18 protein-coding genes are annotated in these 21,477 nt (G+C 73.9%); 5 read left to right on the top strand and 13 right to left on the bottom strand.

Annotation, left to right across the window (positions count from 1 at the left end):
- Positions 1 to 56 precede the first annotated feature (56 nt).
- From O7619_RS10575 to O7619_RS10555, 5 genes are all read right to left on the bottom strand, one after another.
- Positions 57 to 917 (bottom strand): trypsin-like peptidase domain-containing protein, encoded by an 861-nt coding sequence (locus O7619_RS10575; RefSeq protein WP_282287319.1) that lies wholly within the window; start codon positions 915 to 917, stop codon positions 57 to 59.
- Between the two features lie 45 nt (positions 918 to 962).
- Positions 963 to 1,922, bottom strand: coding sequence for a VWA domain-containing protein (locus O7619_RS10570; protein WP_282287318.1), 960 nt, complete (start codon positions 1,920 to 1,922; stop codon positions 963 to 965).
- The gene (locus O7619_RS10565; RefSeq protein WP_282287317.1) at positions 1,919 to 2,983 is read right to left on the bottom strand and encodes a DUF58 domain-containing protein; all 1,065 of its coding nucleotides are present in this window, start codon (positions 2,981 to 2,983) and stop codon (positions 1,919 to 1,921) included. The genes O7619_RS10570 and O7619_RS10565 overlap by 4 nt, the downstream gene beginning before the upstream one ends.
- Complete coding sequence (locus tag O7619_RS10560; RefSeq protein WP_282287316.1) at positions 2,980 to 4,029, bottom strand: MoxR family ATPase; 1,050 nt, start codon at positions 4,027 to 4,029, stop codon at positions 2,980 to 2,982. The genes O7619_RS10565 and O7619_RS10560 overlap by 4 nt, the downstream gene beginning before the upstream one ends.
- 192 nt (positions 4,030 to 4,221) lie before the next feature.
- Entirely contained in the window at positions 4,222 to 4,740 is a 519-nt protein-coding gene (locus O7619_RS10555) for a hypothetical protein (protein ID WP_282287315.1), read from the bottom strand.
- Between the two features lie 330 nt (positions 4,741 to 5,070).
- On the opposite strand from O7619_RS10555, the gene O7619_RS10550 reads away from it, so the two are divergent.
- A complete protein-coding gene (locus O7619_RS10550; protein WP_282288756.1) occupies positions 5,071 to 6,012 on the top strand; it encodes an endonuclease/exonuclease/phosphatase family protein in 942 nt (313 codons plus the stop codon).
- A 12-nt stretch (positions 6,013 to 6,024) separates the two neighbouring features.
- Here O7619_RS10550 and cimA read toward each other — a convergent pair whose 3' ends face one another.
- Positions 6,025 to 7,641: a citramalate synthase gene (gene cimA / locus O7619_RS10545; protein ID WP_282287314.1), complete on the bottom strand. Its 1,617-nt coding sequence runs from the start codon at positions 7,639 to 7,641 to the stop codon at positions 6,025 to 6,027.
- A gap of 281 nt (positions 7,642 to 7,922) precedes the next feature.
- Here cimA and O7619_RS10540 point away from each other — a divergent pair, with 281 nt between their 5' ends.
- Positions 7,923 to 8,387 carry a PRC-barrel domain containing protein gene (locus tag O7619_RS10540; RefSeq protein WP_282287313.1) on the top strand — a complete coding sequence of 155 codons (465 nt, stop codon included), beginning with the start codon at positions 7,923 to 7,925 and terminating at the stop codon, positions 8,385 to 8,387.
- A gap of 64 nt (positions 8,388 to 8,451) precedes the next feature.
- Positions 8,452 to 9,183, top strand: coding sequence for a tyrosine-protein phosphatase (locus tag O7619_RS10535; protein WP_282287312.1), 732 nt, complete (start codon positions 8,452 to 8,454; stop codon positions 9,181 to 9,183).
- A 50-nt stretch (positions 9,184 to 9,233) separates the two neighbouring features.
- On the opposite strand, the gene O7619_RS10530 is transcribed toward O7619_RS10535, so the two are convergent.
- Entirely contained in the window at positions 9,234 to 10,331 is a 1,098-nt protein-coding gene (locus O7619_RS10530) for a branched-chain amino acid aminotransferase (RefSeq protein WP_282287311.1), read from the bottom strand.
- Between the two features lie 190 nt (positions 10,332 to 10,521).
- Positions 10,522 to 11,553: a 3-isopropylmalate dehydrogenase gene (locus O7619_RS10525; RefSeq protein WP_282287309.1), complete on the bottom strand. Its 1,032-nt coding sequence runs from the start codon at positions 11,551 to 11,553 to the stop codon at positions 10,522 to 10,524.
- A 218-nt stretch (positions 11,554 to 11,771) separates the two neighbouring features.
- On the opposite strand from O7619_RS10525, the gene O7619_RS10520 reads away from it, so the two are divergent.
- Together O7619_RS10520 and O7619_RS10515 are read left to right on the top strand one after the other, a co-directional pair.
- Positions 11,772 to 12,644, top strand: coding sequence for an FAD:protein FMN transferase (locus O7619_RS10520; protein WP_282287308.1), 873 nt, complete (start codon positions 11,772 to 11,774; stop codon positions 12,642 to 12,644).
- Between the two features lie 335 nt (positions 12,645 to 12,979).
- A complete protein-coding gene (locus O7619_RS10515; RefSeq protein WP_282287307.1) occupies positions 12,980 to 13,336 on the top strand; it encodes a hypothetical protein in 357 nt (118 codons plus the stop codon).
- 61 nt (positions 13,337 to 13,397) lie between these two features.
- On the opposite strand, the gene serA is transcribed toward O7619_RS10515, so the two are convergent.
- The 5 genes from serA to O7619_RS10490 all read right to left on the bottom strand — a co-directional run bounded on the left by serA (position 13,398) and on the right by O7619_RS10490 (position 21,394).
- Positions 13,398 to 14,996, bottom strand: a complete 1,599-nt coding sequence (serA, locus tag O7619_RS10510; RefSeq protein WP_282287306.1) for a phosphoglycerate dehydrogenase — start codon at positions 14,994 to 14,996, stop codon at positions 13,398 to 13,400.
- A gap of 276 nt (positions 14,997 to 15,272) precedes the next feature.
- On the bottom strand, positions 15,273 to 16,286 hold the full coding sequence (gene ilvC / locus O7619_RS10505) for a ketol-acid reductoisomerase (protein WP_282287305.1): 1,014 nt from the start codon (positions 16,284 to 16,286) through the stop codon (positions 15,273 to 15,275).
- A gap of 58 nt (positions 16,287 to 16,344) precedes the next feature.
- Positions 16,345 to 16,860, bottom strand: a complete 516-nt coding sequence (ilvN, locus tag O7619_RS10500; protein WP_281584530.1) for an acetolactate synthase small subunit — start codon at positions 16,858 to 16,860, stop codon at positions 16,345 to 16,347.
- Positions 16,860 to 18,779, bottom strand: a complete 1,920-nt coding sequence (locus O7619_RS10495) for an acetolactate synthase large subunit (RefSeq protein ID WP_282287303.1) — start codon at positions 18,777 to 18,779, stop codon at positions 16,860 to 16,862. Before O7619_RS10495 ends, ilvN begins: the two co-directional genes overlap by 1 nt.
- Before the next feature lie 179 nt (positions 18,780 to 18,958).
- Entirely contained in the window at positions 18,959 to 21,394 is a 2,436-nt protein-coding gene (locus O7619_RS10490; RefSeq protein ID WP_282287301.1) for a bifunctional diguanylate cyclase/phosphodiesterase, read from the bottom strand.
- Positions 21,395 to 21,477 lie beyond the last annotated feature (83 nt).

Below are 21,477 nucleotides of genomic sequence, written 5' to 3'. Positions count from 1 at the left end.
CCATGGTCCGATGATTCTGGGCCGGATATCCGACAGTTCCGGCTTGTCGGCGCAGGTCAGCCGCCCCGGCCGATGATGGTGTCGGCGGTGTGCTGCACCTGGTCGATGGGGATGGCGAAGCCGATGCCGATCGAGCCGGTCCCGTCGATGGTGGCGATGGCGGTGTTCACCCCGACCACCTCACCGCGCGCGTTCACCAGCGGCCCGCCGGAGTTGCCCGGGTTGATGGAGGCGTCGGTCTGCACCGCGGTGTGCCGGCCGTTGCCGATCCGGACCTGCCGGTTGAGCGCGCTGACGATACCGGCGGTGACCGTGCCGGAGAGCCCCAGCGGGGAGCCGACCGCGAGCACCGGCTCGCCCACCCGGGTCGCGTTCGCCTTCGCCAGCGGCAGCGGTGGCAGCCCGGCCGACGCGGGGACCTTGAGCACGGCCAGGTCGCTGTCCGGCGCCCGGCCCACCACCTCGGCGGCGAACCGCCGCCCGTCCGAGGTCTCCACGGTCACCGGGCCGGAGCCGCCCCGGGCCAGGATGTGGTCGTTGGTGACGATGTGCTGCTCGTTGTCGATGGCGAACCCGGAACCGGACGCCCCCGCGCCGGCCCGTCCCGCGACCATCACCGAGACCACCCCCGGGACCGTCTTGCCGGCGGCGGTGACCAGCTCGGCGGGCACCGGGGCGGCGGAGGCCGCCGACGGGCCGGGCCCGTCCCGGTCGGCCGCCCAGGTGCCGGCCGCCGCGCCGGAGACGGTGGAGAGCGCCACCACGGCCGCCGCGCTCAGCAACCGGTCGCGCCAGCTCCGCCGCCCCGCCGGCCCGCCGGACCCGGGTACGTCGGACCAGCCGCGCCCGTCCGGGTCCAGCTCGGGCGAGACGAACCACGGGCCGCGCGGCTCGCCGAGTCCGGTCTGCACTGCCATGCCTGGCTCCTCACGTGTCGTGGGTCGTCCGCCGCAGGTGTGCGGTCAGGGCAGTCGGGAGAACCACCGCAGCGAGCCGGCGGCGGCGCCCATGGCCAGGACCAGCCCGAAGCCGATGAAGCGGGCTGAGATGTCCTGCCGCTGGGTGCGGTAGCCGACCGAGGTGCCGATGTCCTCGTAGACGTCCTTCAGCTCGCGGCTCGTCGACGCCTCGTGGAAGCCGCCGCCGGTCGCCTCCGCGACCGCCTTGAGCGTCTGCCCGTCCACCGGCACCTGGATCGCCCGGCCGCCCCGGTCCACCGACCCGCCGGGCGTGCCGAACGAGATGGTGTGCACCGGGACCTTGGCCGCCACCGCCTGGTCGGCCGCCTCCATCGGGTCCATGCCGGAGGTGTTCGCGCCGTCGGAGAGGATGATGATCCGGGCCGGCGGCGGGTTCTTCGCGGCCGAGGCGTCCAGGCTCTTCACCGCGCCCAGCGAGGTGCTGATCGCCTCGCCGATGGCGGTGCCCTGCACGCCGGTGATCCCCTCGGCGAGCCGCTCGATCCCCTCGTGCAGGGCCTCGCGGTCGGTGCTCGGCGGCACCAGCACCGCGGCGCTGCCGGCGAACGCCACCAGGCCCACGTTGAACTCGTCCGGCAGCCCGTCGACGAACTTCCGGCCCGCCTCCTTCGCCGCGGTCAGCCGGTCCGGGTCCACGTCGCTCGCGAGCATCGAGGTGGACACGTCCACCGCCACCATCACGGTGGCCCGTTCCCGGGGCACCCGCACCTCGGCCTCCGGCCGGGCGAACCCGACCACGAGCAGCGCCAGCATGGCCAGGAAGAGTCCGGCCGGGACGTGCCGCCGCCACGCCGGCCGGCGCGGGGCCACCCGGTCCAGCAGGCGCAGGTTGGTGAAGCGGACCGCGTACCGGCTCTGCCGGCGCTGGAGCACGAGGTAGCCGGCGACGAGCGCGGCGACCGCGAGCAGCAGCCAGAGGCGGGCGGGCGACTGCCAGCTCACGCGGCACCTCCCCGGGTGGCGGCCGGCGCGGTGGCCAGCCGGCGCTGCTCGTGCACGTGCCGGACGACGTCCGCGCACCAGTCCCGGTCGGTGCGCAGCGCCAGGTGGGTCGCGCCGGCCCGGCGCAGGGTGCGGCGCACCCGGTCGCGCTGGGCGGCGGCGGCGCGCGCGTACCGCTCGCGCAGCGCCGGGTCGCCGGTCCACACCTCGCGGTGGCGTCCGCTCTCCGGGTCGACGAGCGTGATCAGCCCGACGTCGGGCAGCTCCAGCTCGCGCGGGTCGGTCACCTCCACGGCGAGCACCTGGTGCCGCACCGCCAGCCGGCGCAGCGCGATCGCCCAGGGCGGCGGCGCGTCCGGGTCGTCGGGCAGCTCGTCGAGGAAGTCGGAGACGACCACGACCAGCCCCCGCCGGGTGGCCACCCGCTGGAGCCCGGCCAGGCCGTCGGCCAGGCCCGTCGCGCCGGGCTCCGACCGGTCGCCGGTACGCGGGGCACCGAGCAACGCGCGGAGCAACCCGAGCAGATGGGTACGTCCGCTGCGGGCCGGGAACCGGCGCAGCCCGTCCGGGGCGAGCACCTGGGCGCCGAGCCGGTTGCCCACGCCGGCGGTGAGAAAGCCGACGCAGGCCACCGCCGCCACCGCCAGTTCCCGCTTGTCCAGGATGGACGTGCCGTACTCCATGCTCGGGCTGGCGTCGACGAGCATCCAGGTGGTCAGCTCCCGGTCGGCGTCGACCTCCCGCACATGCGGGACCGTGGTCCGGGCGGTGACCGCCCAGTCCATCCGGCGTACCTCGTCCTCGCCGGGGCGGTATTCGCGGCTGCCCGCCGCCTCGCTGCCGGGTCCGGGCAGCAGGCCCCGGTAACGGCCGTGCAGCAGGCCGTCGAGCCGCCGGGTGACCGTCAGCTCCAACCGGCGCAGCCGTTCGTCGGGGGCCAGGTCGGCGAGCTGCGGTTCGGCGCCGCCGAGATGCCGGCGGGCGGCGGACGCACCGGGAGCCGTCCCGGCGTACGCGGCCGGGCCGGGCCGGGTGGGCGCGGGGACGGCCCGGCGGGTCATGCCGCCGCCAGGTCCGGCGTCGCCGCCGTCGGTCCGGCCACCAGCCGGGGCGGGGGCACGGCCTCGACCAGGCGGCGCACCACGTCCTCGCCGGAGACGCCGTCGGCCACCGCGTCGAAGGAGAGCACCAGCCGATGGGCCAGCACGTCCACCGCCAGTTCCCGGATGTCCGCCGGCAGCACGTAGTCCCGTCCCCGGATCAGCGCCTGCGCGCGGGCGGCGGCGACCAGGCCGAGGGTGGCCCGGGGGCTGGCCCCGTACGCCAGCAGCGGCGCGACGTCGGGCAGGCCGAAGCGTCCCGGGTCGCGGGTGGCGAGGATGAGGCGGACCACGTACTCGGCGAGCGCGTGGTGGACGAAGACGTCGGCGGCGCGGCGTTGGAGTTCGCGCAGCCGGGCCGGGTCGAGCACCGTCCGCGCGGTGGGGCGCTCGGCGCTCATCCGGTAGAGGATGGCCAGTTCGTCGGCGTCGCTCGGGTAGTCGACCACGACCTTCATCAGGAACCGGTCGCGTTGCGCCTCGGGAAGCTGGTAGACGCCCTCCGACTCGATCGGGTTCTGGGTGGCCAGCACCAGGAACGGGTCGGGTACGGGCCAGCTCCGCCCGGCGATGGAGACCTGCCGTTCGGCCATCGCCTCCAGCAGCGCCGACTGCACCTTGGCCGGCGCCCGGTTGATCTCGTCGGCGAGCACCAGGTTGGCCATGATCGGCCCCAGTTCCACGTCGAACGCCTCGGTGGACGCCCGGTAGATCCGGGTGCCGACGATGTCCGACGGGACCAGGTCGGGGGTGAACTGGATCCGGGAGAACGTGCCGCCGACCACGGTGGCGAGCGTCTGCGCGGCAAGCGTCTTGGCCACCCCCGGTACGCCCTCCAGCAGGCAGTGGCCGTCGGCGATCAGGGCGGTGAGCAGGCGGTCGACGAGCCGATCCTGCCCGACGATCACGCGTTTGACCTCGAAGAGGGTCTGGTCCAGCTCGACGCCGCTCGCGTCCGCATCGACCGGGCTGGGCACGCTGGCCAGGGTGTCCGAGATGTCCGTCACGGTGCTTGCTTCCCGGGCCGGACCGGGGACAAACGTCGGATTATCGGCCCCACTCCGTCCCGGGACGGCCCGGACCGGGAGAAGTTCCCCGACCGGGCGGCAACGACGCGAACCGGGGACGCGCGGGTCGGACCGGGACGGAACACGACACCGGCCCCCACCACGGTGGGGGCCGGTGCGCGGCGGAGCGGATCAGCTCGTGACCACGATGTGGAAGCCTCGCGACGAGGGCGAACCCGCGGAGGTACGGGTCTGCACGAAGACCGCGTTCGGGGTCAGCAGGCGCGGCGCCACGGAGATCTCGCCGGCGGGCGGGACGTTCGCCGAGTCGTTGGTGCCGATCGTCGCCACGTACGCCTTGTGGCTCACGTCGTAGTCGAGCAGCACCTGGTACTGCCCCGGCCACACGCCCGGCCCGGCCGGGAACCGGAACGAGGACACCACGTTGCCGGAGTGCTGCAACAGGGTCCCGGTGGACGACACCACCGCCCAGGCGACCTGACCGGAGGCCGGCGGCGCCAGGGTGGCCCGCATGGCGGACCGCGCGGCCTGCTTCTCGGCGGCGCTCACCGTCGGCTGCTGCCCGGCCACCCGGGCCGGCTGGCCCGTCGACTCGGGCTGGGCGGCGACCGCGATCCCGCCGCCGGCCACGGTAAGGGCCAGCGCGGCAAGCGCCACCACCGTCGCCTTGCGTTTGAAGAATGTAGCCATGACAGATCCCCCTCGGTTGACCGTGGTGATACGGCGGGTGCGCGAAATTGCGGATAATCGGGTATCCGATTTCCGTCTGCACCGCTGCTGAGCTGGTGTTACACGGCAAGTTGAGATGCCTCAACCAGGTGGAACCTAACACCGGAAAATGGGGAGGTCAATAGCGGATATCGCGAGACCGACACCCGTGTAGAACTCGACAAAAATTGCGAGAGACTAACGCTCGACCATTCACGAAATTGATTCGTGGGCAGCGCCGACGGGCCCTTCGTCGGTAGCCTCACCGTCGTGATCACACGTGAGGATCCCCTGCGCCGGGGCGGCCGGTGGATGACGGCGGCGTGCTGGTCGGCGGTCGCGCCGGTGACCGCCTGGGCGGTGCTGCGGCTGGCCGGGCTGGAGCGGGGTCCGCTGGTGCTGACGACCGCGTTCACCCCGTACGTCGCCGCCGTGGCGCCGGTCGCGGCGGTGCTGGCGCTCGCGCTGCGCCGCCGCGCCCCCGCGGTGGTCGCGGCGCTTGCCGCGCTGGCGCTCGTCGGCGCGGTGGCGCCGCGGGCGGTCGCCGACGACCGGCCCCCGGCCGACGGCCCGACGCTGCGGCTGCTCACCGCGAACCTGCGGCTGGGATCGGCCGACCCGGCGGCGCTTGTGGACCTGGTCCGCGCGCAGCGGGTGGACGTGCTCACCGTGCAGGAGCTCACCCCGCAGCTCGCCGCCGACCTGGACCGGCTCGGACTGGCCGCCCTGCTGCCGCACCGGTCGTTGAGCCCGGAGGTGGGTTCCACCGGCTCCGGCCTGTACGCCCGCCACCCGCTGCGCGACCCCGGCCACCGGCGTCATCGGAGATGGTTCCTCACCCAGGCGTACGCGACCGTGCTGGTGCCGGGAGCGCCGCCGCTGCGGGTGGAGTCGGCGCACCCGGGCGCGCCGTACACCCTCGACGCGGTGCCGCAGTGGTGGACCGACCAGCGCGCCCAACCGCCGGCCACCCCGACCGCCGGGCTCAGCGTGCTGGCCGGCGACTTCAACGCCACGCTCGACCACGTCACGATGCGCCGCCTGATCGCGACCGGCTACACCGACGCCGCCGACGCGGTCGGGGCCGGGCTCGCCGGCACCTGGGGCCCGTACGGCGGCGACCCGATCCCGCCGGTCACCATCGACCACGTGCTCGTCGACCGGCGCATCGCGGTCCTCGCCACCGGCACCCGGCCGGTGCCCGGCAGCGACCACCGGGCGCTGCTGGCCGAGTTGCGCCTGCCGGCGGCGTGAGGTCGACGGGTGTTAGGCGGGGCCCCTTCCGCTGCCGGAGGCGTTAAGCGGGGCCCCCGCCTTGCTGAGGCCGTAGGTGAGCGCGTCGACGAGCGCGTGCCAGCTCGCCTCCACCACGTTGGGGTGCACGCCGACAGTGGTCCAGTCCCGGCCCGCGCCGGCGGTCTCCACGAGCACCCGGGTCACCGCGCCGGTGCCGTGGCTGCCCTCCAGGATGCGCACCTTGTAGTCGGCCAGCTCGAACTCGCGCAGCTCCGGGTAGTGCCGGGCCAGCCCGACCCGCAGCGCCTCGTCGAGCGCGTTGACCGGGCCGTTGCCCTCGGCGGTGGCGATCACCCGCTCGCCGCGTACCCGGATCTTGACGGTCGCCTCGGAGACCACCGCGCCGTCCTCGCGGTGCTCGACCAGCACCCGGTACGACTCCAGCGCGAACGGCCGGGCCGGCGCGGCGTCCGGCAGCTCCGAGCGGACCAGCAGCTCGAACGAGGCGTCGGCGGCCTCGAACGACCAGCCGCCGGCCTCCAGTTCCTTGACCCGCCCGGTGACCCGGGACAGGGCGTCCGGATGGTCGGCCAGGTCCAGCCCGAGCTCGCGGCTCTTGAGCTCGATGCTGGCCCGGCCGGCCATCTCGGTCACCAGGATCCGCATGTCGTTGCCCACCACCGCCGGGTCCACGTGGTTGTAGAGCAACGGGTCGACCTTGATCGCGCTCGCGTGCAGCCCCGCCTTGTGGGCGAAGGCGGCGGCCCCGACGTATGCCTGGTGGGTGTCGGGGGCGATGTTGGCGATCTCGGCGATGGCGTGCGCGACCCGCACCATCTGTTCCAGGCAGCCCTCCGGTAGGACGGGCATGCCGAGCTTGAGCTGAAGGTTCGCGACGATCGCGAAGATGTCGGCGTTGCCGGGGCGCTCGCCGTACCCGTTCGCGGTGCCCTGCACGTGCCGCACGCCCGCCTCGACCGCGGCGATGGTGTTGGCCACCGCGCAGGCGGTGTCGTTCTGGGCGTGCATGCCGAGCTGCCCGGGCGCGACCCCGGTCCGCCCGACCAGATCGGCGATCACGGCGGTGACCTGGGAGGGCAGCATGCCGCCGTTGGTGTCGCAGAGCACGAACCGCTCGGCGCCGGCGGCCAGCGCGGTCTCCGCCACGGCGGCGGTGTAGCCCGGGTCGTGCCGGAAGCCGTCGAAGGTGTGCTCCCCGTCGACGAAGACGCGCCGTCCCTGCGCCACCAGGTAGGCCACGGTGTCCCGCACCATCGCGAGGTTCTCCTCGGCGGTGGTGCGCAGCGCCCGCTCGACGTGCCGCAGGTCCGCCTTGGCGACGAGCGCCACGGCCGGGGTCTGCGCGTCGAGCAGCCCGCGCACCTGCGGGTCGTCGGAGACCGCCAGGCCGGCCTTGCGGGTGGCGCCGAACGCGACCAGGACCGCGTGCCGCAGCTTCAGCTCGGTGCGCGCCCGGTGGAAGAACTCGGTGTCCTTGGGCACCGCGCCGGGCCAACCGCCCTCGATGAAGCCGACCCCGAGGTCGTCGAGCAGGCGGGCCACCGCCAGCTTGTCGACCACCGAGTAGCTGAGCCCTTCGCGCTGGGCGCCGTCGCGCAGTGTCGTGTCGTACACCTGGAAGGTCATCGGAGTCCTCTTCTCGTGCCTGGGGAGAGCAACAAAAAGACCCCCCGCGAATGCGGGAGGTCGGCGCGCTCGGCGAGGGGAAAGGCCGGCGCGCTAGCTGCTAATGATCAGGACGGAGCTGGTCACGACCGGTACTCTGCCACCTCCGCCGGTTTTTGGGAGGCGTAATCCACATTCCGGGACGCCGCCGCCGGGTTGGCACCCGGACCCGCTGGGTAACCCCCGGGTCGGAGGAGAGCGTCGCAAGCGACGGCCACCGCCGTCGGGACGGGAGTGGGCAGATGGAGAGACTGGACCCGCACGCCACGCACGCCGGCACCGAACCGATCGTCGACGACGGTCGGGGCGCGGTCGCGGGCGGCGCCCCGGGCGGCGCGTTCGACCCGTGGCGCTACCGGGACGAGGCCGGAGTGGCAAGCGCGGACCTGACCGGCTACAAGGTCGAGGCCACCGACGGCGGCATCGGGAAGATCGACCGCGCCAGCCACGACGTCGACGACAGCTACCTGGTGGTCGACGTCGGCCCGTGGATCTTCGACCGGAAGGTCATGCTGCCCGCCGGCACCGTGAACCACGTCGACCACGACGAGCGGAAGGTCTTCGTCGACCGGGACAAGGACCAGATCAAGGCCGCCCCGGAGTACGACGAGGCCGACCACGCCGACCCGACCTACCGGGACAAGCTCGGCGGCTACTACGGCGAGAACCACTCCGCGCTCCCGCCGGACGGCCCGCCCCGGACCTGACCCGGCACCGGACACGGCCGGCGGGGGCACACCGGTGCCGCCGCCGGCCGTTACCGTGTCAGGGATGGAGGCACCGGAGAATCCCTTCCCCGCGTTGTTCAACTTCCGCGACGTCGGCGGCTACCGCACCCGGGACGGGCGCACCGTCCGACGCCGCCGGCTCTACCGCTCCGACTCCCTGCACCGCATCGACGAGACCGACCGGGCGGCGTTCACCGCGCTCGGCATCCGCACGGTCATCGACCTGCGCCGCCCCACCGAGGTGGAGCGCGACGGCCGGGTGCCGGCCTACGACGGGCTCGCCTACCGGCACATCCACCCCGAGCACGAGGACTGGGCCGCCCGGCGCTACGAGTCCTCCGGCGTCAGCCTGGCCCGCTACCTCGCCGACCGGTACGCCGACCTGGCCCGCACCGGCACCGCGGGGCTGGCCGAGGCGGTCGGCCTGATCGCCGACAGCGCCAACGCCCCGGTGGTGGTGCACTGCGTCGCCGGCAAGGACCGCACCGGCATCGTCTGCGCGCTCACCCTCGCCGTGCTCGGCGTGCCGGACGCCGACATCGTCGCCGACTACGCGCTGAGCACCGCGGCGTCCGAGCGGTTCGGCGCCTGGGTGCGGGCCACCCTGCCGGACGCGGAGGAGCCACCCCCGCCGTTCCTGGCCTCCCCCGCCGAGGCGATGGAGCTGTTCCTCGCCGAGCTGCGCGCGGGCCACGGCTCGGTCGAGGGCTACCTGGCCCACGCCGGCGTCACCGACGAGCAGCTCCGGGCCCTCCCGGCCCACCTGCTGGAGTGACCGCGTGGCCGGCGTCGCCCGGAGGGGCGGCGCCGGCCACGGTGCGGCCGTCAGAGCACGCGGGTGACCCAGCCGTGGCGGTCCTCGACGCGACCGCGCTGGATGTCGACGAGCTGCTGGCGCAACGCCATCGTGGTGCGGCCCGATTCGCCGCCGCCGACGAGGAACTCACCGTCCGGGAAGCGCACCCCACCGATCGGGGTGATCACCGCGGCGGTGCCGCAGGCGAAGACCTCGCGCAGCCGGCCGCTGGCGGCGTCCGCCTGCCAGTCGGCGAAGCTGACCGGCTGCTCCCGCACCTCGTGCCCGGCCTCGGCGGCCAGGGTCAGGACCGCGTCGCGGGTGATGCCCGGCAGGATCGTGCCGCCCAGCGGCGGCGTGACCAGGCTGCCGTCGTCGTAGACGAAGAAGACGTTCATGCCGCCCAGTTCGTCGACGTACCGCCGCTCCACCGCGTCCAGGAAGACCACCTGGTCGCACCCGGCCTCGATCGCCTCGGCCTGGGCCGCCAGCGAGGCGGCGTAGTTGCCGCCGCACTTGGCCGCGCCGGTGCCGCCGGGCGCCGCCCGGGTGTAGTCCGGCGAGACCCAGAGCGTCACCGGCTTCACCCCGCCGGCGAAGTAGGCCCCGGCCGGCGACGCGATGACGCAGTAGAGGTATTCGTTGGCCGGGCGCACCCCGAGGAAGACCTCGCTGGCGAACATGAACGGACGCAGGTAGAGGCTGGCGTCCTCGTCCTCCGGGATCCACTCCTGGTCGATCTCGACCAGCCGGCGCAGCGACTCCACGAACGTCGCGGGCGGCAGCTCCGGCATGGCCAGCCGCCGGGCGGACGCCGCGAACCGGGCCGCGTTGGCCTCCGGGCGGAACATGGTGACCGCCCCGTCGCCGGTCCGGTACGCCTTCAGTCCCTCGAAGATCTCCTGCGCGTAGTGCAGCGCCGCGGTGGCCGGGTCCATCGGGATCGGCGCGCGCGCCTCGACCCGGGCGTCGTACCAGCCCTTGCCCTCGGCGTAGCGGGCAGTGACCATGTGGTCGGTGAACACCCGGCCGAAGCCGGGGTTCGCCAGCAGGGCGGCCCGGTCGGCGGCGGATACCGAAGCGGAATTCGGACGGATCTCGAAATCGAGCTTGTCACCACCGCTCATCGCGCTGACCTCCCTGCGGGTCCCACGGCGCGCGGGATCGCACGCCGACGTCACTGGTGCCAGAAACTTACCCCGAACGGTCGTTCAGCGGATAGCTCCGGCCCCGTACATCGACGATGCCAATCGGGAGGAGCTGGCCCGGAGACGGGTCTGGCGGCCCGGATCCGGGCCGCCAGGAGGGTCGGCCCGGTCAGGCTACGACGTGGCCGGCGAGCCGGTCGCCGACCTCCTCGGTGCGCACCGGCGCCCCGGGGGTACGCGCGGCCAGCTCGGCGGCGACCGCGGCGGTGACCCGCGCGGCGGCGTCGGCGTGCCCGAGCTGGTCGAGCAGCAGCGCGGCGGAGAGCACGGCGGCCACCGGGTCGGCGACGCCCTTGCCGGCGATGTCCGGCGCGGACCCGTGCACCGGCTCGAACATCGACGGGTAGCGCCCCTCCGGGTTGATGCAGCCGCTGGCGGCAAGCCCGATGCCGCCGGTCACCGCGGCGGCGATGTCGGTGAGGATGTCACCGAACAGGTTGTCGGTCACCACCACGTCGTAGCGGGACGGGTTGGTCACCAGGAACATCGCCGCGGCGTCGACGTGCTGGTATTCGGTGGTCACGTCCGGGTGCTCGGCGGCCACCGCGGCGAACGCCCGGGACCACAGCGAGCCGGCGTGGGTGAGCACGTTGGTCTTGTGCACCAGCGTCACCTTGCGCCGTTCCCGGCGGCCGGCGCGCGCGAACGCGTCCCGGATCACCCGCTCGACGCCGTGCCGGGTGTTCAGGCTCTCCTCGGTGGCCACCTCCGCCGGGGTGTCCCGGTGCAGGCTGCCGCCGGCGCCCGCGTACAGCCCCTCGGTGCCCTCGCGGACCACCACGAGGTCCACCTCGCCGGGCTTGACGGCGGCCAGCGGGCCGGTCACGCCGGGCCAGAGCCGGGACGGGCGGAGGTTGACGTACTGGTCGAAGGCGAAGCGGAGCTTGAGCAGCAGGCCGCGCTCCAGCACGCCCGGCGGCACGGTCGGGTCCCCGACCGCGCCGAGCAGGATGGCGTCGTGGCCGGCCAGCTCGTCGAGGACGGTGTCCGGCAGCACCTCGCCGGTGCGGTGCCAGCGCGCCGCGCCCAGGTCGTACTCGGTGGCCTCGATGCCGGGGAGCACCGCGTCGAGGACCTTGCGGGCCTGCCCGACCACCTCGGGACCGATGCCGTCACCGGCCACCACCGCGATGCGTGCCACCTGGCGCTCCTCACCTCGTCGTTCTGCGCAACGGTACGTCGCTGTCCCGCCTCCCGGTACGAATCGTCCAACATTCGGGACATGCTATGCACAGCATGCTCCCAGCCAGCATTCATGACGCGGTCATCTCCGCTGCTTAGGGTCAGGTCACCGGGTTGACGGGCGCCCGGGACCGGCATCGCCGCGACGGCGCGGCGGCCAGCGAGGGGGCGGGTGTCATGCGGATCGACCAGCGGCGGGCGCACTGGGCGGACGAACAACCCCGGGCCCGCTGGGTCGACCAGTCCGCGTTCCGCCAGCCCCGGCCCGACCTGCGTCTCGGTGCCCGCAGCCACCGGGTGGAGCGCGACGGCACCGCCCCCTACGACCGGATCAGCGTCCGCCACACCGTCAGCACCTCCACCGCGGAATACACGTTGCTGCTCAACGCGCCAGACTGGTTCGGCCACCGGGGCGTCGGCGAGGCGCTCCGGGACGCCGTGGCCGAGCTGCGCGCCATCGACCTCACCTACGGCCCCAACCAGCCGGACAGCCTGGTGTCCCGGCTGCGCCGCGACGAGATCAGCCCCGACTCGTACCCGCCGCTGGCCGACCTGGTGGACCGCTGCGCCGCGATGCGGGCGGTCACCGACGGGTGGTTCGACGCCTGGGCGGTCCCGGGCGGCTTCGACCCCGGCGGCCTGCTCGGCGGCTGGGCGGTGGAGCGGGCCGCGGCCCGGTTGCGCGCCGCCGGCATCCACGACTACGCCGTGCTCACCGGCGCCGACCTGACCGTACGCGGCCACGCCGCGCACGGCGGCCCGTGGCGGGTCGCCGTGCACCACCCGACCGACGCGCGCCGGGCGCCGCTGGTGCTGGAGATGACCGCGGGCGCGGTGGGCACGTCCGGCGTCACCGGCCGGCGCGGGCACGTCGTCGACCCGCACACCGGCGAACCGACCGACCGGCTGGTGGCCGCCACCGTGGTCGGCCCCGACCTGGCGGTCGCCGACGCCTACGCCACCGCCCTGTACGCCGCCGGCCCGGCCGGACTGGCCTGGTTCCACGACGGCTCGGACTACCGGGCGCTCTTCGCGCACCACCGCCGCTGACCCGCCGTCACACCCCGCGCTCGGATCCGGGAGGTGGGCCGCGATCGGCCCCCGCGGTCTCGGCAACGACCGTGGGGGCCGGTCAGCGACGAGTGCGCGTGGCTCGCGCAATCGAGGGGTGCGGGCCGACCGGCCGCACGCCCCGACCGCGCCACCCGAAGACGGGCCGGGAAATCGACTCAGCCAAGCACCGCACCGGTACGCTAGCGAATCGACGCAACTCGACGCAAGAGTCTCCACACCGGACCTCTCGGTGTCGTGTCGACAATCAGCAGGTGAATCCCCGGGGCGGGGCAGAAGTGACGAGCGCCGCCCGGGATGGCACGCTGTCCGCCGTGAGTTTCGATCTGAGCGTGTGGGCCCTGCCGGACGGGGCGACACCGGAACGGGTACAGGCGGCGGTGCGGCAGTGCCGCGACGGATGGCACAGCGAGCAGCACCCCGACCCGCGGGTGGTCGGCTTCTACCGCGCCATCACGGCGCGCTACCCCGACCGTCCGGCCCGCCCGGACACCCCGTGGGCGGTGGCGCCGCTGCACGCGGCGGCCGACCACGTCGAGATGAACCTGCACCCGACGTGCCCGGACCAGGTCCTGCTGGACATCGAGCGGCTGGCCGGCGAGCACGACCTGATGCTCTTCGACGCACAGGACGGCTCGGTCTACCCGCCCCCGGCCCGCGTCCGTTCCTGACCCTCCGGAAGGGACGAAGGGCCCGGCCGCACCGGCCGGGCCCCGATCAGTCCTGTTCGGACTACTCGTCGCGCAGGTCCGCCGCGCTGGCCGCGACCGCGCCGATCGAGTCCGCCGCGGAGGTGAGCAGGTCGGCGCCGAGCGCCTGGTCGACGGTGAGCGTCATCAGCGTCTCACCGCCGGCCTCCCGCCGGGCCACCTGCATCGCGGCGATGTTGACGCCGGCCTCGCCGAGCAGCGTGCCGACCGTGCCGACCACACCGGGCCGGTCGACGTAGCGCAGGAAGACCAGGATGCCCTCCGCGCCGATCTCGACGTCGAAACCGTCCACCTCGGTCAGCTTCAGCACGTCGCGGGCGCCGGAGTGGGTCACCGTGCCGGAGACCCCGACGGTACGCCCGTCCGGCAGCGCGCCACGCACGGTCACCAGGTTCGGGTGGTCGGCGGTCTCGGCCGGCGTGGCGAGCGTGACCTCGACGCCCCGCTCGGCGGCCAGGTGCGGCGCGTTGACGTAGGTGACCTGCTCCTCCACCACGGAGCTGAACAGCCCCTTGGTGGCGGCGAGCTTGAGCACCGACACGTCGTGGGTGGCGATCTCACCGCGCACCTCGACGGTGACGCTCGCGGCCACCCCGCCGGCCAGGGCGGTGAAGGCCCGGCCCAGCTTCTCGGCCAGCGGCAGCAGCGGCCGGACGTCCTCGGCGACGACGCCACCGGCCTGCACGTTCACCGCGTCCGGCACGAACTCGCCCTGCAACGCCAGCTTGACGCTCTTCGCCACCGCCAGGCCGGCCTTGTCCTGCGCCTCGTTCGTGGAGGCGCCCAGGTGCGGGGTGGCCACCACGTTGTCGAACGCGAACAGCGGCGAGGAGGTGCAGGGCTCCTTGGCGTACACGTCGATGCCGGCGCCGGCGACCCGGCCCTCGGCGATCGCGTCCGCGAGCGCCTGCTCGTCGACGAGCCCGCCCCGGGCGGCGTTGACGATCCGGACGCCCGGCTTGACGATCGCCAGCTCCTTCTCGCCGATCAGGCCCACCGTCTCCGGCGTCTTGGGCAGGTGGATCGAGATGAAGTCGCTCTCCCGCAGCAGCTCCTCCAGGCCGACCAGGCGCACCCCGAGCTGCGCGGCCCGAGCCGGCTGGATGTACGGGTCGTACGCGATCAGCCGGGTGCCGAACGCGGCGATGCGGGACGCGAACAGCACGCCGATGCGGCCGAGGCCGACCACGCCGACGGTCTTGCCCTGAAGCTCCACGCCCGTGTACTTCGACCGCTTCCACTCGCCGGCCTTGAGCGCGGCGCTGGCGCTCGCGGTGTTGCGGGCCACCGCGAGCAGCAGCGCGACGGCCTGCTCGGCGGCGGAGACGATGTTGGAGGTGGGCGCGTTCACCACCATGACGCCCCGTGCGGTGGCGGCGGGCACCTCGACGTTGTCCAGGCCGACGCCGGCCCGGGCGACCACCTTCAGCCGGGGCGCCGCGGCGACCGCCTCGGCGTCGATCTGGGTGGCGCTGCGTACGATCACCGCGTCCGCCTCGGCGAGGGCGGAGAGCAGGGCCGGGCGGTCGGTGCCGTCCACGTGGCGCACGTCGAAGTCGTGCGCGAGCACCTCGATGGCGGCGGGGGCGAGTTCTTCGGCGATCAGTACGACAGGATTCATCGGTCCTCGTAGACGCTCGGAGTCGGTTGGCCCGGGGCGTCGGGACGCCGCGCTGCGCCCTGCGCCGATCCGTGCCATGGCCGTCGGGTGCCGCGCGAGGGCACCACACCAAGGATGGTAGGGCGCGGCCCGCCCTCCGGGTCCCGGACCGTGGGGTGAGTGCCCTCACACAGCCCCGTCGCACGCCCGACATCCGCCGTTCACGTACACATGCGGCGGCCCGCGGCCCGACGCCGGGGAGAGCGTCGGGTCGCGGGCCGCGCGGTGTGTGTCGGGTCAGGCGGTCTCGGTGAGCGACCGGTCCACCCAGCTCATCATGGCGCGCAGCTTCTGCCCGGTCTCCTCGATCGGGTGCGCCGCGCCCTCGGCCCGCCACTTGGCGAAGTTGGGCCGGCCGGACTCGTCCTCGGCCACCCACTCGCGGGCGAACTCGCCGGACTGGATCTCGCCGAGGATCTTGCGCATCTCCTCCTTGACCCGGGCGTCGACGACCCGGGGGCCGCGGGACAGGTCGCCGTACTCGGCGGTGTCGGAGATGCTGTAGCGCATCCGGGCGATGCCGCCCTCGTACATGAGGTCGACGATGAGCTTCAGCTCGTGCAGGCACTCGAAGTAAGCCACCTCGGGGGCGTAGCCGGCCTCGGTGAGCACCTCGAAGCCGGTCTGCACGAGCGCCGCCGCGCCGCCGCAGAGCACCGCCTGCTCGCCGAAGAGGTCGGTCTCGGTCTCCTCGGTGAACGTGGTCCGGATCGCGCCGGCCCGGGTGCCACCGATCGCCTTGGCGTACGCCAGGGCCAGGCCGAAGGCGTTGCCGCTGGCGTCCTGCTCCACGGCGACCAGGCAGGGCACGCCCTTGCCGTCGACGTACTGGCGGCGGACCAGGTGACCGGGGCCCTTCGGGGCGACCATCGCCACGTCCACCTCGGCCGGCGGCTTGATCAGGCCGTACCGGATGTTGAAGCCGTGGCCGAAGAAGACCGCCTTGCCGGGCGCCAGGTTCGGCGCGATGGCCTCGGTGTAGAGGCCGCGCTGGGCGGTGTCCGGCGCCAGGATCATGATCACGTCGGCCTCGGCCGCCGCCTCGGCCGGGGTGAGCACCCGCAGGCCCTGCTCCTCCGCCTTCGGCCGGCTCTTCGAGCCGGCGGGCAGACCGATCACCACGTCGACGCCGGAGTCGCGGAGCGACAGCGCGTGCGCGTGGCCCTGGCTGCCGTACCCGATCACGGCGACCTTGCGGCCCTGGATCAGGCCCAGGTCGGCGTCGTCGTCGTAGTACACCTCAACGCTCATTGACTTCCCTTTCCTACGGCGGTGCCCGTCGGCCCGTCGAAAAACTGGTGGGTACGGATCAGGCGGCGCGCAGCGCCGGGCCGGCGGTGATGGCGCGGGAGCCACGCCCGATGGCCACCGTGCCGGACTGGACCATCTCCTTGATGCCGAACGGCTCCAGGTCACGCAGGAGCGCGTCGAGCTTGTCCGGGGTGCCGGTGGCCTCCACGGTGAGTGTGTCCGGCGCGACGTCGACCACCCGGGCCCGGAACAGGCTCACCGTCTCCAGCACCTGGGCGCGGGCGCTGCGGTCCGCGCGGACCTTGACCAGCAGCAACTCCCGGGCCACCGACACCTGCGGGTCCAGCTCCACGATCTTGAGCACGTTGACCAGCTTGTTGAGCTGCTTGGTCACCTGCTCCAGCGGCGAGGACTCGGCGTTGACCACGATGGTGATCCGGGAGACGTCGGGGTGCTCGGTCTCGCCCACGGCGAGGCTGTCGATGTTGAACCCGCGCCGGGAGAACAGCCCGGAGACCCGGGCCAGGACACCCGGCTTGTTCTCCACCAGCACGGAGAGCGTGTGCAAGGTCATCAGATATCGTCCTCGTCGAAGACAGGGCGCACGCCCCGGGCGAACATGATCTCGTCGTTGCTGGTGCCGGCGGCCACCATCGGCCACACCATCGCGTCCTTGCCGACCACGAAGTCGATGACCACGGGCGCGTCGTTGATCGCCATCGCGGCCTCGATGGTCTTGTCCACGTCGGCGGCGTTCTCGCAGCGCAGCCCGACGCAGCCGAGCGCCTCGGCGAGCTTGACGAAATCGGGGATGCGGTGCTTGTGCGTGCCCAGCTCGGTGTTGGAGTAGCGCTCCCCGTAGAACAGGGTCTGCCACTGCCGGACCATGCCCAGGTTGCCGTTGTTGATCACGGCGACCTTGATCGGGATGCCCTCCAGCGCGCAGGTGGCCAGCTCCTGGTTGGTCATCTGGAAGCAGCCGTCACCGTCGACCGCCCACACCGCGGTGTCCGGCCGGCCCACCTTCGCGCCCATCGCCGCCGGCACGGCGTAGCCCATGGTGCCCAGGCCGCCGGAGTTGAGCCAGGTGTTCGGCTTCTCGTACGAGATGAACTGGCTGGCCCACATCTGGTGCTGCCCGACGCCGGCGACGTAGATCGCGTCCGGGCCGGCGAGCTCGCCCAGCCGCTTGATCACGTGCTGCGGGGCGAGCGTGCCGTCGCCCGGCTCCTCGAAGCCGAGCGGGTAACGCTCGCGCAGGTCGTCGAGCTGGGTCCACCAGTCGGCCAGGTCGACCGCGGGGTGGGCGGCCCGCTCGGCGACGACCGCCGCGATCAACTCGTCGATCACGTGCCGCGCGTCGCCCACGATCGGGACGTCGGCGTGCCGGTTCTTGCCGATCTCGGCCGGGTCGATGTCGGCGTGCACCACTGTCGCGTCCGGCGCGAACGAGTCCAGCTTGCCGGTCACCCGGTCGTCGAAGCGGGCGCCGAGCGCCACGATCAGGTCGGCCTTCTGGAGGCCGTAGACCGCGGCGACCGTGCCGTGCATGCCGGGCATGCCCAGGTGCTGGCGGTGCGAGTCGGGGAACGCGCCGAGCGCCATCAACGTGGTCACCACCGGAATCCCGGTCAGCTCGGCCAGCCGGCGCAGCCCCTCGGTGGCCCCGGCCTTGAGCACGCCGCCGCCGACGTAGAGCACCGGGCGACGCGCCGCGGCCATCAGCCGGGCCGCCTCCCGGATCTGCTTGCCGTGCGGGTGCAGGGTGGGCCGGTAACCGGGCAGGTCCAGCGTAGGCGGCCAGGAGAAGGTGGCCTCCGCCTGGAGGACGTCCTTGGGGATGTCGACGAGCACCGGGCCGGGCCGACCGGTCGAGGCCAGGTGGAACGCCTCGGCCAGCACCCGGGGGATCTCGTCGGCGGTCTGCACCAGGAAGTTGTGCTTGGTGATCGGCAGCGTGATCCCCTGGATGTCGGCCTCCTGGAAGGCGTCCGTGCCGATCGACGGCCGGGCCACCTGGCCGGTGATCGCCACCATCGGCACCGAGTCCATGTAGGCGTCGGCGATCGGGGTGACCAGGTTCGTCGCGCCCGGGCCGGAGGTGGCGATGCAGACGCCGACCCGGCCGGTGGCCTGCGCGTAACCGGTGGCCGCGTGCCCCGCGCCCTGCTCGTGGCGGACCAGGATGTGCCGCACCGTGGAGTCGTAGAGCGGGTCGTACGCCGGCAGGATCGCGCCGCCGGGGATGCCGAAGACCACGTCGACGCCGAGCGCCTCCAGCGACCGCACCAGCGAGCCGGCGCCGGAGACCTGCGCGGTGGCGGGCTGCCGGGCGGGCGCGGCGGCGGTGTCCGCGGCCGGGGCGGCCCGGTTTCCGGCCGGGGCGGCGCCCGGGCGGGGGGCGGGAGCGTGATCGGGGTCGCCGGCCGCGCCGGCGCCCGGGCGGGCTCGTCGGGCGGAGTGGGCGAGGGTCTCTGGCGTGGGTCTCGTCATGGCGGTTCAGGCCTTCGGCTGTGAGTGGGTGACGCGGTTGTCAGGATGGGACGCGGACGTCCCGGCGATGGTCCGACGGCAACAAAAAAGCCCACGTGCAGATGCACGGGGCCAGCGCACTCTCGGTGGGAGAGTGCGCTCAGGTAAGTACTCGCAGCGACCGGTTCGACGACATGTGGCTAAGCCTGACGCATCTCACGCGATGAGTCAACTGATCCCACATTTTGGTTCACCGGGGTGGACGGCTCGGCCGCCGGCACCGCCTCCGCACCCGGTGTCACCTGCGGCGGAGCCTCCACCTGAGGGCGCGGCGCGGGCGGATTGTTCCGCAGCCTGGGCAGCAGCGGCGACGGGGCTCGCACCGGTGGGGCCGGCGGCGCCGGCCGGGCCGCGGCGGGCCGGTTGCCGGGCGCGGTGGCCGCCTCCAACATCGCCTCCAGGTGCTCGGACGGCACCCCCCAGCCGAAGAGCGCGCCCTGCCCGAACCGGCAGCCGGCGGCCACCACCGCGGCCAGTTCCGCCGGGCTCGTCACCCCCTCCGCGATCACCTCCAGGCCGAGCTGGTGACCGAGGCGCATGACGATGTCGACCATCGGGGCGAAGGCCGGCCCCTCGCGGCCGACCGGCCGGACCGGCTCGTGCTCGGCGACCAGGCTGTGGTCGATCTTCAGGATGTCGATCGGCAGCCGCCGGAGCTGCCCGAGCGAGGAGTAGCCGGCGCCGAAGTCGTCGAGCGCGATCCGTACGCCGGTCAGCCGCAACGCGGTCAGCCGCCGGATCAGCTCGTCCAGGTCGGTGGCGACGGCGTGCTCGGTGACCTCCAGCACCAGCCGCTGCGGCGGCACGTGGTGGGCGCGCAGCGCGTCGGCGACCTGGACCACGTACTCCGGGGCGTGCAGCTCGCGCGGCGACACGTTCACCGACACCCAGACGTCGTGCCCGTCGGCCAGCCAGCGGGAGAGCTGGTAGCAGGCCTGGTGCAGCACCCACGCGCCGAGCTTGGCGATCATCCCGCACTCCTCGGCGAGCGGGATGAACTCGTCCGGCCGGACGTTGCCCAGCTCCGGGTGGTGCCAGCGGAGCAGCGCCTCGGCGCCGACCGGCCGGACCGAGGGCAGCGAGGCCACCGGCTGGAAGACCAGCCGCAGCTCGTCCCGCTCGATCGCGCCCCGCAGCTCGTGCTCCAACCGGGTGCGCCGGCTGAGCAACTGGTCGTACGTCGCGTCGTAGCGCTCGATCCGGTTCTTGCCGCGCTGCTTGGCGTAGCGCAGCGCGAGGTCGGCGTTGCGCAGCAGCAGCTCGACGTCGTGGTTGCCGTGACTGCCGGCCACCCCGATGCTGACCGACAGGAAGACCGGCCCGTCCGCCTGCTCGTACGGCCGGCCGAGCACCCCGAGCAGCCGCTCGGCCACCGGCCCCGGCTCGGCCGAGCCGTGCATCAGCACCGCGAACTCGTCGCCGCCGAGCCGGGCGGCCAGGTCACCCGGGCGGAGGTTGCCGCGCAGCCGCCGACCCACCTCGGCCAGCACCGCGTCACCCACGTCGTGCCCGCGCATGTCGTTGACGTTCTTGAAGCCGTCCAGGTCGAGCCCGAGCAGCACGCACGGCACGCCGGACTCGGCGCACCGGTGCAGGGCGCGCAGCAGCCCGCGCCGGTTGGCCAGGCCGGTGAGCGGATCGGTGTGCGCCAGCTCACGGAAGTGCGCCTCCCGCTCGGCCAGCCGGACGGCATAGCCGCGGACGTCGTTGAGGGCCAGGTACTGCCGGGCCACGAGCGCGAACCCCTCGGCGCTGCCGGCCACGATGCCGAATCCGTCGAACCGGCCGCCCTGGGTGAGGTGGTACATCGCGGAGGCGGCCATGGCGAACATCGGCACGAAGGCGTACTCGCCGTCGCGCCGGATCAGGTCGACGTCGAACCGCGTCGCGGCGGCGTGCCGGCCGGCGACGGCGACGGCCAGCAGGCCGGCGGCGGTCACCGCGGCGCCGGCCGCCAGCATGCCCGGGCCGCCCTGGCAGAGCCCGGCGGACACGCCCAGCCCGCCGACGGTCACCGCGATCGCCCCCGCGGCGAGCAGGGCCAGCCAGCCGCGCGGCGGGGCGGCCCGGAGCACCAGGCTCAGCGTCAGCCCGACGGTGAGCGCCGCGCTCACGGTGGCCAGCAGGATGGGCAGGCAGGCGACCGGCGCCGCCGCGCCGAGCAGCCGGGTCGGCGCGCTGACGGCCACCCAGCCGACGAACCAGAGCGCGGTGGCCATGATGACGCCGTCGAGCAGCAGCCGGGCGATGGCGGCCCGGGTCGCCGCCGCGCCGGGCAGCCGGAGCAGCGCGGCCCCGAGGCCGAGCCCGGCCAGGGTGGTCGACACCGAGACCAGCGTGGCCCAACCCGTGCGCTGGCCCTGCCGGTGCGCCCAGTGGTCGCCGGCGGCAAGCAGGCCGCCGAGACCGAGGAGCAGGCTGAGCAGGGCGGCCACGCCGGCGACGGCCAGCAGCAGGTGGGCCTGTCGGCGGGGGCAGACGGGGCGTCGGGCCGACACGGCGAGCATCGCGACGGCGCCGGCCGCGACGAGACCGCTCAGCGACGCGACGGTGACCATCCCCGGGGACGACTGCACACGTCCAACTGTGCCGGATTCGCGCCTCCCGTGGGGCGTCGGGTGTGCAACTGTTGGGACACGGGGCGCGCGGGTGGGGACGG

It is taken from the genome of Micromonospora sp. WMMD998, from assembly GCF_029581235.1.
GTDB lineage: Bacteria > Actinomycetota > Actinomycetes > Mycobacteriales > Micromonosporaceae > Micromonospora.
Note: the sequence above shows the minus strand (reverse complement) of the source record. Positions and strands in the feature narration are given on the sequence as shown.

What these genes read in the sequence shown, in the direction of transcription:
- O7619_RS10575 (WP_282287319.1), bottom strand. Translation starts at nt 917, where the DNA reads ATGGCAGTGCAGACCGGACTCGGCGAGCCGCGCGGCCCGTGGTTCGTC.
- O7619_RS10565 (WP_282287317.1), bottom strand. Translation starts at nt 2,983, where the DNA reads ATGACCCGCCGGGCCGTCCCCGCGCCCACCCGGCCCGGCCCGGCCGCG.
- O7619_RS10555 (WP_282287315.1), bottom strand. Translation starts at nt 4,740, where the DNA reads ATGGCTACATTCTTCAAACGCAAGGCGACGGTGGTGGCGCTTGCCGCG.
- O7619_RS10550 (WP_282288756.1), top strand. Translation starts at nt 5,071, where the DNA reads ATGACGGCGGCGTGCTGGTCGGCGGTCGCGCCGGTGACCGCCTGGGCG.
- cimA (WP_282287314.1), bottom strand. Translation starts at nt 7,641, where the DNA reads ATGACCTTCCAGGTGTACGACACGACACTGCGCGACGGCGCCCAGCGC.
- O7619_RS10540 (WP_282287313.1), top strand. Translation starts at nt 7,923, where the DNA reads ATGGAGAGACTGGACCCGCACGCCACGCACGCCGGCACCGAACCGATC.
- O7619_RS10535 (WP_282287312.1), top strand. Translation starts at nt 8,452, where the DNA reads ATGGAGGCACCGGAGAATCCCTTCCCCGCGTTGTTCAACTTCCGCGAC.
- O7619_RS10530 (WP_282287311.1), bottom strand. Translation starts at nt 10,331, where the DNA reads ATGAGCGGTGGTGACAAGCTCGATTTCGAGATCCGTCCGAATTCCGCT.
- O7619_RS10520 (WP_282287308.1), top strand. Translation starts at nt 11,772, where the DNA reads ATGCGGATCGACCAGCGGCGGGCGCACTGGGCGGACGAACAACCCCGG.
- serA (WP_282287306.1), bottom strand. Translation starts at nt 14,996, where the DNA reads ATGAATCCTGTCGTACTGATCGCCGAAGAACTCGCCCCCGCCGCCATC.
- ilvC (WP_282287305.1), bottom strand. Translation starts at nt 16,286, where the DNA reads ATGAGCGTTGAGGTGTACTACGACGACGACGCCGACCTGGGCCTGATC.
- ilvN (WP_281584530.1), bottom strand. Translation starts at nt 16,860, where the DNA reads ATGACCTTGCACACGCTCTCCGTGCTGGTGGAGAACAAGCCGGGTGTC.
- O7619_RS10495 (WP_282287303.1), bottom strand. Translation starts at nt 18,779, where the DNA reads ATGACGAGACCCACGCCAGAGACCCTCGCCCACTCCGCCCGACGAGCC.